Origin of the sequence: Bordetella tumulicola (assembly GCF_965138755.1) — a bacterium.
GTDB lineage: Bacteria > Pseudomonadota > Gammaproteobacteria > Burkholderiales > Burkholderiaceae_B > Bordetella_A > Bordetella_A tumulicola.
This window is the reverse complement of record NZ_CBCSFP010000008.1, coordinates 90,585-104,530: the sequence shown is the minus strand read 5'-3', so window position 1 is coordinate 104,530 and position 13,946 is coordinate 90,585. Positions and strand designations below refer to the sequence as shown.

Genomic DNA, 13,946 nt, shown 5'->3' with positions numbered 1-13,946 from the left:
CGTGCCGAAAGGAATAGCGAAAATCATGATCGATTTTGTTGAGTACGTCGTTTCCGAACTGAAGAGCCGGCGTTTGTCGAAGGCAAGCGCGCTGGAGCTGATTCGGCAGTTTTCGGGCAATACGGGCGGCGCGGCGAGGGAGACGGTCATCCATCCCTTAGTGCAGCGCAATGTGTCCGACCTGCAGGAACAGCGCTACGGCACTTTGTTCAGCGGCAAGGAGTTCTACCTTATCGACCATCGGGTGATGATGGACGGTAAGCCGCAGTCCGTATTGCCAGGCGTGGCGTACCTGGAAATGGCACGGGCTGCTCTGATGGATGCCTTGCCGGACGGCAACGAAAGCGCACCTGTCGAACTGACCGACGTGGTATGGCTTGCCCCGCTGGTGGTGAGCGCAACTCGGCAGGTTTTTATTGCGTTGGCGCCGGCTGCAACGGACGCGGGCGGCATCGAGTTCGAAATTTTCAGCGCCGGGCCGGATGAGACAGGAGACGATGTCGTCCATTGCCGCGGCATGGTTCGCATGCTGGCGGAGGACGCATCGGCGCCGCTTGATATCGCCAGCATCGAACGGCGTATGACGCGTGGCCGCATCGACGCAGCTGAGGTCTACGCCGCGTATCGTGAGATGGGTATACGTTTTGGTCCCGCACACCAATCCGTGCGCACGGTGATCGCGGGTCGTGACGAAGCCCTGGCTCGCCTTATCCTGCCGGAGACGGTTGACGGTACCTTGTCTGCCTATCGCCTGCACCCCAGTCTGGTGGATGGTGCCCTGCAGGCGTCCATAGGGTTGCTGCCTGACCTCGATAATCTGCCTCGTGATTCATCACTGCCCTTTGCCCTGGAGACGATGCGGGTATTCGCACCATGCCCGAAAGAAATGATGGTCTGGGTTCGCCACGCGGCCGATTCCCAGCCCCAACGTGGCGTGATCAGACTGGACATCGATTTGTGCGACGCCGAAGGCAGCGTGTGCGCGCAGTTGCGTGGATTCACTTCGCGGGCGCTGGGCGCAGGTCCTGCCCCCGTCGGTGCTGGCAACGACAACAAAGCCGGCTTGGTGCTGGCCAGCGTCGCCTGGCAGGACGCGCCCCTGTCGGCCAGGGTGAATGAGTATGCGACGTTTATCCATCACGTCATCGTTTGCAATTGGCCGGACGAAGAGGTGTCCGACCTGCAGAACCTGGCGCCGCGACTGCAATGGCATCGGCTGAAAGGTTCGCCTGAGTCGGCGGTAGGATTCACTGCGCTGGCGCTGGATGCCTTCGAGATCATCCGCAACATCCTGCGCAATCCTGATGGCATACCGGCGCGGGTGCAACTGCTGTTGCGTGCCGGCGAGCAGGACGCTTTGTTGGCGTTGTCTGGCCTGTTCAAGACAGCGGCGCTGGAGAATCCGGACTTTCAGGGCCAAGTCGTCATCCAGGATGGCGCGATGACGGCCCAGCATTTATGGGGGTGCTTGCAGGCCGAAATAGAACAAACCTCGGCCCCTGTGGTGCGCTATCGCGGCGCGACCAGGCAAGTGCCGGGCTGGATCGATCATAGCGAACTGGACATTGCACCACGCATGCTGATCAAGGAGCACGGCGTTTATGTGCTGACCGGCGGCTTGGGTGGCCTGGGTAAATTGTTTGCCGCGGACATTTTGCGCCACACCCGTTCAGCCAAGGTGGTTCTGACCGGGCGCGCAGATAGCGATTCGGTGTTGCCGCGCGTGCAGGCCCTGGCGGCCGAGCTGGGCGCGGGCGAGCGTCTGGTCTATCGGCAAATTGATCTGGCCGACCTCAACGACGTTCGTGGCTTGATGGCCGAACTGACGGCGAGCCTGGGGCCGATCAAGGGCATCATCCACAGTGCCGGCATGATTGCCGACAGCTTCATCGTTAAAAAAACCGCCGCTGAATTTGCCAGCGTGTTAAAGCCCAAGGTGTATGGGGCGGCCAACCTCGATCTGGCCAGCCAGGACATCGATCTGGACTTTCTGGTGCTGTTCTCGTCCGGCGCTTCGGTCATGGGCAATCTGGGCCAGGCGGACTATGCCGTCGCCAACGGCTACCTGGATCACTATGCGGCGCGGCGCAATCAAATGGTGGCCGCCGGGCTGCGTAGCGGAGCCACGCTGGCCATCAACTGGCCGCTGTGGCGTGACGGCGGCATGCACATGCCCGAGCGTCAACAGGAAGCCATGCGAGCCGCCACGGGAATGCTGCCGCTGTCCAGCGTTCACGGCCTGCGTGCGTTCCATGCGGGCTTGGACGCCGGGCTGGGCCAAATGCTAGTCGTCGAAGGTGAACTGGACAAGATTCGTGCCGAGTTGTTCGGCAAGGCATCGACGATCACGATCGAGGACGCGGATGCAGAGCGGGGCGAGGTGCGGGCGGTTGATGGAGCGCACGCGGCGCAAGGGGTAGACAAGTTCATACCCGCCGATCTGCGCCAGCGTACGCGGGATTACCTGCGCCACCAGCTTGCCGTGTTGTTCAAATTGCCCTACGGGAAAATTGATCCCTGTGCACCGCTGGAAAAATACGGCATAGACTCCGTCCTGGCGATGGATTTGACCGCGCAACTGGAAAAGCATTTTGGCGCACTGTCGAAGACCTTGTTCTTCGAGTACCAGACCATAGACGAGTTAGCCGACTATTTCATGCAGACGCATGATGCGAGCCTGCGCAAGCTGTTTCCGGTTGGGGCGGCCGAGGCCGACAGCGGTGTCGGGCAATCCGCAATGCCGGTGGGGGGGACTGTCGGGTCGTCGGACGTCGCCGTTGCGTCATCGACGGCCCGTCGCGTGCAACGAAAAAAAGGACGCGCCACCGCGTCTGTTCAGGCCCACACGTTGCCGGACAATCATCAACACGAACCGATCGCCATCGTCGGCCTCAGTGGCCGCTATCCCCAGGCCGAGGACATTGAGGCGTTCTGGACGGTGCTGCGCGACGGCAAAAACTGCATTACCGAGGTTCCGGCCGAACGCTGGAACTGGCGCGATTACTACAGCGAGGATCGCAACGCTCCAGGCCGCCACTACAGCAAATGGGGCGGTTTCATCCGAGGCATCGACGAATTCGATCCGCTGTTCTTCAACATCCCTCCAGTCGACGCGCACATGCTGGATCCGCAGGAGCGCATGTTCCTGCAACATGCCTGGATGGCGGTCGAGGATGCCGGCTATACCCGCGCCAGCATGCAGATCCCGTCGCACAACGGACCGCCGGGGCAGGTAGGCGTCTACGTGGGCGTGATGTACGGCGAATACCAGTTGCTGGGTGCCGAGGCCAGTGTGCATGGACAGCCGGTGGGCGTGCCGGTGAGCTACGCGAGCATCGCCAACCGTGTTTCGTACGTGATGAATCTGCATGGCCCCAGCATGACGCTGGACACCATGTGCTCGTCGTCGCTGACGGCTATGCACCTGGCCTGCCAGGACCTCAAGCAGGGCAGGACAGACCTGGCGATAGCCGGTGGCGTCAACCTAAGCATGCATCCCAACAAATACCTCATCCTCAGCGCCGGGCAGTACATTTCGGGTGATGGCGCGTGCCAGAGCTTTGGCGAGGGGGGCGACGGCTACATTCCGGGCGAAGGCGTGGGCGTGGTCGTGCTCAAGCGCCTGGCCGACGCCGAGCGCGACGGCAATCATATCTATGGCGTGATCAAGGGTAGCGCGCTCAACCATGGGGGCAAGACCAACGGCTACTCGGTGCCCAATCCCAAGCTTCAGGCTGCGGTGATCGCCATGGCGATGAAAGAGGCGGGCATCGATGCCAGGCATATTGGCTATATCGAGGCGCATGGCACAGGTACCAAGCTGGGCGATCCCATAGAAGTCGCCGCGCTGTCGCAGGCGTTTCGTCGCGATACTGACGAGCGTCAGTTCTGCGCGCTGGGTTCGGCCAAGTCGAATGTTGGTCACTGCGAATCCGCGGCGGGTATTGCCGGACTGACCAAGATCTTGCTGCAAATGCGGCATGGCATGTTGGTGCCATCCTTGCACGCCGAGAGGCTCAATCCCCATATTGATTTCGCGGCCTCACCATTCGTGGTTAACCAAATACTGACGCCGTGGGCGCGTACGCGGATAAACGGGCGGGAGATCCCCCGCATCGCCGGGTTGTCCTCGTTTGGGGCCGGCGGCTCGAATGCTCACTTCATTATCGAGGAATACCGTGCGGCGCATACGCCGTCGACTGAGGCAAGCGAGCCAACGCTGATACCGTTGTCGGCGCGGACGGACGATCAATTGCGTCGCAAGGCGTCGCAACTCGCTGACTACATTCAGGCGCGTCCAGGCGCGCTGGACCTGCGCGCGGTGGCCCATACCCTGCAATCGGGCCGCGAGGTCCTGGATGTGCGGCTGGCGCTGGTGGTGAATTCACTAGCGGAACTGGCCGACAAGCTGCACGTCTATGCACGCGGCGAAGATCCCGTCGCACAGTGCTTTGCGGGCCGGGTCGCACCCGACGCCGGCTTCGTCGACAGCCTCGATCAGGACGAGGACATGGCCGAGACCATAGATAGGTGGATAGCGCGCGGCAAGTTCGACAGACTGGCCGAACTCTGGGTGAACGGACTGACGCTGGATTGGAGAAAATTCCATGGTGATCGCCGGCCGACCCTCGTAAGCCTACCCACGTACCCCTTCGCGCGCGATCGCTATTGGTTCAACGGTGGGGAGGCCGCGCGCAAGGCAGCGAGCGGACAGAGTGCGCATCTGCATCCCCTGTTGCACGTTAATTTGTCCAACTTCTTTCAGCAACGCTATCAGTCGGTATTCGACGGCAGGGAGTTCTTTCTTACCGATCATCAGATATCCCTGCCAGGCGTGGGCAAGCAAAAGGTGTTGCCTGCCGTGGCCTATTTGGAGATGGTGCGCGCCGCAGTCGCGCACGCGTTCGGCGACACCGAAGGCCAGCTGGAATTGGAGAACGTCGTCTGGGTGGAGCCGTTGGTGGTCGATGGCTCCGCCACCGTCACCATTGCACTGTTGGCGGACGACAGGGGTGGTGTTGGGTTCGAGGTGCTGAGCGGCGCTGCCGAAGGCGAAACGCACCAACATTGCCATGGCCACGCGCGACGGGTGGAGCCCGAGGCGCGTGGCCCGGTGGATTTGCGTGCAGTCGACGCCACGCTGAGTCAGACGTCGATACCGCCCCAAGCGCTCTATAACGTTTTTGGTGCGCTGGGCGTGCACTATGGGCCAGCATTCCAGTGTGTGGAGATCGTCCGGCGTGGCAACGATCAGGTCCTGGCCGAATTGGCCGTTCGTGACGGCGCACCCGGCTGGGATCAAGGCTTGATGCTGTATCCGGGCCTGCTGGACGGTGCACTGCAGGCCAGCCTGGGCATGATGGGTGACATCGCTTCGCTGCGTGAGCCTGCTATCCCCTTCATGCTCGATCGCTTCGTTATGGTGGCGCCTTGTGGCCCACGCATGCAGGCTTGGATACGGAAAGCCGCGGATAGCGATGCGGCGGCGGGTATCACCAAGCTGGACCTCGATTTGCTCGACACGAATGGCCAGGTGTGTTTGCGCCTGATCGGTCTGGGGCTGCGCGCAGTGCGCCGCGATCCCGAGCGCGGCCTGTTGCTGGCGCGTCCCGAATGGCAATCCGTGTCGCCACAGGGCGAGCCGGTCGCCACGGTAGCGACCGAGCATCATCACGTATGGCTGTGCGGCAAACAGGTTCCAGGCACCGAGCTTGTTGCGGCGGCAATGCCGGGTCGCGAGGTTCGGTTGATCCTGGCGGCAGATGCCAAGGACAGCCATGCTAAGCGCTACCAACGGGCAGCGTTGGCGGGCTTCGAACAACTGCAAGCCCTGATGCAAGCCGGGGTAACGGACAGAACGCTGGTCCAACTGGTCGTGGTTGGCGCCGAGGACGATGCGCTGCTGACAGGGCTGTCTGGCCTGATCGCCTCCGCGCGGCGAGAGAATCCGCTGCTGTTGGGACAGTTGGTGGTATGCGCGCCCGATATGGATGCGGCCAACCTGGCCGCGCGGCTACACGCGGCGGCCGCTTCGCCGCATGAGCCGTGTATCGACATCGCCGCTGCGGTGCCCAGCGTATTGCGCTGGCAACAGCTACCGGTGGACGAGGCCACGCCCATGGCCTGGCGCGACGGCGGCGTCTACCTCATTACTGGCGGCATGGGCGGCTTGGGGACGTTGTTTACGCGCAATATCTTTGCGCATTCCAAGGACGCCGTCGTCGTGCTGAGTGGCCGCTCGGCCTTGACCGATGAGAAGCGCGACGATCTGGTACATCTGGCCGAAGAACTGCAAGTGCCGCTGAGCCGGCTCGTGTACCGCCAGATCGACTTGACGCGGCAAGCCGAGGTCGAAGCCGTCGTCGCGGCGATCGCGGCGCAATTCGGCGGCTTGCATGGGGTGTTGCACAGCGCAGGCATGATCCACGATGGCTTCATCGTCAACAAGACACCGCAGGAGTTTGCCCGGGTGCTGGCGCCCAAGGTCGCCGGTACCGAAAACCTGGACTTGGCTACGCAACGACTAAGGCTGGATTTCTTTGCCCTGTTTTCTTCCATGGCTTCGGCAGTGGGCAACGTGGGGCAGGCCGATTACGCGGCGGCCAATGGTTTCATGGATCACTATGCGGGTTACCGCAATGCGCTGGTTGCGACCGGCGCTCGCCATGGTCGTACGGTCTCCCTCCATTGGCCGCTATGGCAGGATGGTGGCATGCGACTGGATAATGCAACATTGGCTGCCTTGCGCGCGGTGTCGGGCATGGAGCCGCTGGCGACGGCGTCGGGCATGTTGGCCTTCCATCAGAGCCTGTCGCAGACTAGCGCGCGGGTCCTGGTGGCCGAGGGCAACGTAGATCGTTTGCTTCGGGTCTTGCGGCCGGAACCCACAGTCGCGCCGACAACGGATGTCGTCGGGACGGCATCGACCTTGCCCACGGACGCCGACGATTCCTTGCACGATCGGACGGTACGTTATTTGATCGGTGAATTCTCCGAGCTTATGCGGATACCCGCCCACGAAGTGGAGCCCAAGGCGGCGTTGGAGAAGTACGGCATGGATTCCGTACTTGCCATGAAGCTGACTAACCAGCTGGAGCAGCGTTTCGGCGCCTTGTCCAAGACTCTCTTCTTTGAATATCAGAACCTAGCCAGTCTTGCGGGTCACCTGGTCAAGGCTTTTCCGGACAAGCTGAGCGTGCTGATCGGCACAGCCGAAAGCGGTCAGGCGGCTGCAAGCATGGCGGCAGTGAGTTCCACCCCCGCTATGACAGTAGGCGCGGCGCGCCCGCGCAAAATGCTGGCGGGCAAGCTTGCGCCGTCACAACATCCCAAGCCGATAGACGACATCGCTATCATCGGCGTTGCGGGACGCTACCCGCAGGCCGCCAATCTGCGGGAATTCTGGGATAACCTCAAGCAGGGACGCGACTGCATTACCGAGATTCCGCCTGAGCGCTGGGATCATTCGATGTTCTTCCACCCCGAACGCCATCAGCCAGGTAAGGCCTATAGCAAGTGGGGGGGGTTCCTCGATGGCGTTGATACCTTCGATGCACTGTTCTTCAGCATCTCACCCAAAGAAGCCGAACTTATCGACCCGCAGGAAAGGTTATTCCTGGAGACTGTCTGGCAGACGATGGAAGATGCCGGGTACGACAGGGTCGCCTACGCGGGGCAGCATGTCGGTGTGTACGTGGGTGTCATGTGGGGACAATATGAATTCTATGGCGTCAACGCTGGCGCGGGCGGCATGCCCAGTTCATCGTTCGCGTCCGTGGCCAATCGGGTGTCGTATTTCTTTGACTTTCACGGCCCCAGCCTGGCAGTGGACACGATGTGCTCGTCCTCGCTCACGGCGATTCACCTGGCTTGCGAAGCCTTGCGCCAGGGTAGTGTGCCCCTTGCCATCGCGGGCGGCGTCAATCTGTCGCTGCATCCGGCAAAGTACTTGAGTTTGAGCCAGGGCAATTTCGCGTCCACCGACGGACGTTGTCGCAGCTTTGGCGCGGGCGGCGACGGCTACGTTCCGGGCGAAGGCGTGGGTGCGGTGCTGCTCAAGCCGCTGCACCAGGCGGTGGCCGATGGCGACCAGATCTACGCCGTCATCAAGGCGGCAGTCGTCAACCATGGCGGCAAGACCAACGGCTATACCGTGCCCAACCCCGTGGCCCAGGGCGAGCTGATCCGCAATGCCCTGGATCTGGCGCGAGTGAATCCTGCCAGCATAGGCTACGTGGAAACCCATGGTACTGGCACGGCGCTTGGTGACCCGATAGAAATGACCGGCCTGGTGCGGGCGTATACGAATGCGGGCGACGGATCGATGCAGGCGCAGTCCTGCGCCATTGGCTCGGTCAAGTCCAACATAGGGCATCTTGAATCGGCTGCCGGTATCGCCGCACTTACCAAGGTGTTGTTGCAGTTCAAGTATGGTCAGCGAGTGCCCTCGTTGCATGCGCAAGCGCTCAACCCGCATATCGATTTCGCCGGTACGCCGTTCCAGGTGCAGCGCACATTGGAAGACTGGCCAAGCCTGGATGGCAAGCCGCGCCGCGCGGCGATCAGCTCGTTTGGCGCGGGTGGCTCGAACGCCCATGTGATCCTAGAGGAATTCCAGGCGCCACCGTCGTCTCAGCATCAACGCCCCGAGGCCGTGCTGATGTCGGCGCGCGACCAGGCATCGCTGCGCGTTTATGCGCAGAATCTGATTGCGCATTTGCTCGACGAGCCAGGCCTGGCGCTGAGCGATGTCGCCTTCACCACCCAGGTCGGCCGCACGGCCATGACACATCGGCTGGCCGTGATCGCCAGCACCACGATAGAACTGATCGACAAGCTGCGCGTCTGGTTGGCGCAATCCGCGTCGGGTGCGACGGCGTTGGAGCACGTATTTGAGGGCCGAGTGGGCAAGGACGTCCCGGGTGATGTGCCTGTCGTGGACGTTGTCCGTCAGAATTTGTCCGGATTGGCAGAATCGTGGATCCACGGCGCCAGCATCGATTGGCCGGCCTTGTTCCGCAATGAATCCGTGAGGCGCGTGTCGCTACCCACCTATCCGTTCGTCCGGGAGCACTACTGGATCGAGACGGGTGCAATTCCGCCGGCAACACCATCGATGGCGGTTCAAGCGCAAACGCCTGGCGACACCGATTTGCTGTATTACGAGGCGACGTGGCAGGCCTCCGAGGCGCCTGTCGCAAGTGCAACGGGGGCGTCGTCACTTCTGTTGTTGAACGCGGATGCCGTTCTGGCGTCGGCGCTGCGATGGGCCATACCCGATGCCATGATCATCACGGTGGAGATGGCTGGTCCCTATCGACAACGGGATAACGGCCACTATTGCGTAGACGCTAGATCAAGCGCGGACGTTGTCCGACTCGTACAGGATCTGCACGCAGCCGGCACCTTCCCCGACACCGTCGTGCATTGTGCGGGGTACGGTTCCGTGGATAAGCAACTTGATGAGGGTGTGTACGCTATTCATGCGCTGTGCCAGGCATGGCTCGCCTCGCAGGTGCGCGGCCCCCTGAAACTCTTGTCCCTGCATGGTGGGACATCGGGTGTGACGAACGACGTGTCCCTGGCCTTGCATCTGGCTCTCGCCGGCTATTGCCGCAGTTTGGCTTTGGAACGCCCGGGCTTTGTGTGGAAGCTACTATCGATCGACGATCCGTGGCCGATGGATACGCTCGTGCGTCATATCGTGCTGGAACTGGACGATGCCAGCTGGCGGGATGGCGAGGTGCGCTACCGCGGCGGATCGCAGACCCTGCGGCGCGAACTCAAGACCATGCAGCCGCGCAATCGCGCGCAGGCGCCGCTTGGGGCACCGATACGCCAGCGCGGAGTCTATCTAATTACCGGTGGCCTGGGCGGCGTGGGCTATTTGTTTGGCACATGGCTTGTCAAGGAGTACGGCGCTCGCCTGGTGCTCTCGGGACGCTCGGCGCTCGCCGATGCGTTGCAGCGCAAGCTGGCATTGTTGCAGGCCCACGCCGACCAGCCCGATGACGTGGTTTATGTGCAGGCCGATGTGGCCGACGCCAGCCATACCCAACACCTGGTTGCCGAAGCGCAACGACGTTACGGTCGCCTCGATGGGGTTATTCACAGCGCGGGCATCCATCGCGACGCCTTTGTGTTGAATAAGTCCCGTGAAGAGATGGCACAGGTCTTGTCCGCCAAAATCCAGGGCTGTCTGAACCTGGACGAAGCGACCCGGCATCAGAGCCTGGACTGGTTCGTGCTGTTCTCGTCGGTGGCGGGGGCAGTGGGTAATGTCGGCCAGAGCGACTACGCCTATGCCAATAATTTCCTTGACGCTTTTGCCGAGCAGCGCATGCGCTGGGTCGAGGCCGGAGAGCGGGCAGGGCATACCCTGTCCATCAACTGGCCCTTGTGGGAAGACGGCGGCATGCAGCTGCCGGCGTCCGATATCGAGCTGCTGGCGCGGAAAACCGGCTTGCGGCCGTTGCCGACCGAGGTTGGCGTGGCCAGTTGGGAGGAACTGCTGCGGGGCGGCGATGTGCAGTGCATGCCGGTATATGGGAACGCCGCCAAAATCACCGCCTATTTGTCCGCGCCTTTGTCCGTAACCCAAATGGTGTCTGCAACGGCGCCGGTCGCCGCACCGGCGTTACGCCCGGTCGGCGTCGATGTATCGGATCAGGCAATGGACACCGCGTTAGAGGGCTACCTCAGGGCCATGCTTGGCGATGAGATCAAGCTGCCCGTCGAGCGTATCGATCCCCAGGAGCCATTGACTTCGTTTGGTGTCGATTCCATGATGATCAGCCGGATGAACACCAAATTGGAACGGGACTTCGGCGCCTTGCCTAAGACCTTGTTTTATCAATACGAAAGCATAGAGGCGTTGGCGGGTTATTTCCTCAGCGAGGCGGCAGCTGCGGTGGCGCGGCGCTTTGGCGATGCGCAGTCAAGGGCAATCACGCAGGCCTCAGTACCGGATAGCCAGTCAACGCACGTTGATTCGCCTGTGGGTACAAAGTCCGAGCCGATACAGGCCGTGCTCACACAGGCCACGGTCATGCCTGACGCCCGGCGCGAGCCAATTGCCATCATCGGCGTGCACGGACGCTTTCCGGGTTCGGATTCCGCGCAGGCGTTCTGGCAAAACCTGCGTGCCGGTAAAGATCTGATCGTCCCGGTACCTCAGGAACGATGGGATGCCGAGGAACATTTTGCGGATGACCCGGATTTGGCGCGTGAAGGAAAAATCTATTGCAAATGGGGTGGGTTCCTGAACGATGTCGATACATTCGATGCGAGCTTCTTCAGTATTTCCGCCGACGATGCTCGTATGATGGATCCGCAAGAGCGGCTGTTTATCCAGTCGGTCTGGAGCGCGCTCGAAGACGCCGGCTACACGCGGGACAGCCTCAAAGCGCAACATCCCAAGGGTAAGAGCGCAGATGTCGGGGTGTTCGTCGGTGTCACGACCAACACTTATCAAATGCTTGCGCCCGAAGAATGGCGTCGCGGCAACATGGTCGCACCCGGTTCGCTGCCGTGGTCGATCGCTAATCGGGTATCGTATTTCTTTGACTTCCAGGGGCCCAGCATGCCGATTGACACGGCTTGCTCGTCCTCGCTGATGGCGCTGCACCTGGCGGGCGAAAGCCTCAGGAATGGCGATTGCCAGGTGGCGATTGCGGGCGGCGTCAACCTGTACCTGCACCCCTCCAAGTATCAATCCTTGTGCCGGCGCCGCATGCTGGCCGTCGATGGCAAATGCCGCAGCTTCGGCCATGGCGATGATGGTTTCATTCCCGGTGAAGGCCTGGGTACCGTCATTCTCAAGCCATTGTCGCGGGCGATGGCGGATGGCGACCACGTTTATGGCGTGGTAGTAGCGAGCGCGACCGCACACAGCGGCCGCTCCAACGGATACTCCGCACCCAATCCAAATTCGCAGGCCCTGTTGATCGAAGAAGCCCTGGCCAAGGCGGAGATTGATCCGGCCACCATCAGCTACGTGGAAGGCCATGGGACGGGAACCCAGTTGGGCGACAGCCTGGAGGTGTTGTCGCTGACTCAGGCATTCGGCAAACGAACGGCCCGCAAGCAGTTCTGCGCACTGGGGTCGTTGAAGGCGAATGCGGGGCATGCCGAATCGGCGGCGGGCATCGCCGGCGTGATCAAGGTACTGATGCAGTTCAAGTATCGTGAAATCGCGCCGACCTTGCACGCGGATCCGGTCAATCCGGATATCCCGTTCGCTGACACGCCGTTCTACTTGCAACGGCAGTTGACGCCATGGAAAGTGGCAGCAGGCCACGTGCGTCGGGCCATGATCAACTCGTTCGGGGCGGGTGGTGTCAATGCCTGCGTGATACTTGAAGAAGCGCCGGCCGTCGCACCGACGATCGGCGCGGCTAGGCAAAAACATTTGATGGTTTTGTCCGCTCGGGATGAAAGCGGGCTGCGGGAGCGTGCCGCCGACCTGCTGGAATACCTCAAGCACAATGACCTGGTAGACATGAGCCGGTTGGCGTACACGATGCAGATTGGGCGCGAAGCCATGGAGCAAAGGCTGGCTGTCGTGGCAGAAAACGCCGCCGGACTGGCGACTGAATTGGCTGCCTACCTGGAGCAACGGCCGTCCACCGGGCTGTCGGCCAGCCGTGTGGAACCGCATCGCCGGAAGAAGTCCGTCAGTACCGAAGACCGTGAGCGTGTGCGCTTGGCGGTCGCGCAGTCGGATCTGGCGGCAATCGCCCAACGATGGGTGGCGGGCCAGGAAATTTCCTGGAACCTGTTGCACGAGGGACATTCCGTGCGACGCCTGCCTTTGCCCACCTATCCGTTTTCCTCTACCCGCTACTGGCTGTCCGATGGCGCATCTGCGGCGCCGATAAAACACGAAGTTGGGCCGCGGCGCGAAGAGGTTGCCGGGCCGCCGCGACTCCATCCCCTGGTGCACGACAATGTCTCGACATTGAATGAAATCGGCTTTGCTTCGTCATTATCGGCGCAACATTATTACGGGCGGGATCATCGTATTAATGGCGAAGCTATCTTTCCCGGCTCGGGCTTCGTCGAGATGGCTTGCGCCAGCGGTGCGTTTGCGGCCGAAGTCCCGGTTGTGCGGATCAACGACGTCTTCTGGCTGCATCCGCTGAAACTGGATGATGCGGGGCTGCAGGTCAAGACCCTGTTGCAAGCCAGTGGCGGCGATGTGCAATACACCATCGTGTCGCTCGATAGCGACCATGAGCAGATCGTCCATGCCGAAGGCCGACTGGTATTTCAGGCTGACGACGCCGTGGGCGGTGATTCGGAGCCGGCAGTTTCCTTGCCAGAACTCCGGCAGCGCGCCACCCGGATGCTGGGTCACGAGGAATGCTACCGGCAATTCCGGCAAGGCGGCTTCGACTACGGCTTCAGCTTTCAGACGATACAGGAACTGCATATAGGGTCGGATTTCGCGCTCTCGAAACTGAAGCTTGCCGACAGCCTGCTTGAGGACTTCGACCAATATCTGTTGCATCCCTGCTTGCTGGACGGGGCTTTGCAAACGGTCATTGGCATGGTGGCCGGCCACGGTGCAAATACGCCGCATGTCCCCTTCGCCGTGGACGCTATCGCCATCCTGCATCCCTTGACAGAAACCTGCCACGTCTACGTCGAACGCTCGGCGGGAGACACGGCTTCCGGCGACATCATGATGTTCGATATCCGGCTTCTGAATGCCAATGGCGAGGTCTTGGTCAAACTTACCAATTTTTATGTTCGTGCCTTGACCAAGGGCGCCGACGGCGAAATCGATGAGGCTGAACTCAGCGTCGTCGATTGACCCGGGCTACTAGGAAAACGTGCTGTGACGAGATTGCCTAACGAAGCAGTGGACGCAGGAAGCACGGCGTCATTGCAATGTCACGCACGGCTTGTAGAGTTAGATTCTTCGCTTATGTGGCGGTTCCCAC

1 protein-coding gene is annotated in these 13,946 nt (G+C 61.5%); it reads left to right on the top strand.

Annotated features, from left to right (window positions below; translation table 11 throughout):
• The first annotated feature begins 25 nt into the window (after nucleotides 1–25).
• Nucleotides 26–13,816 (top strand): SDR family NAD(P)-dependent oxidoreductase, encoded by a 13,791-nt coding sequence (locus ACNAZS_RS18830; protein WP_415792029.1) that lies wholly within the window; start codon nucleotides 26–28, stop codon nucleotides 13,814–13,816.
• Nucleotides 13,817–13,946 lie beyond the last annotated feature (130 nt).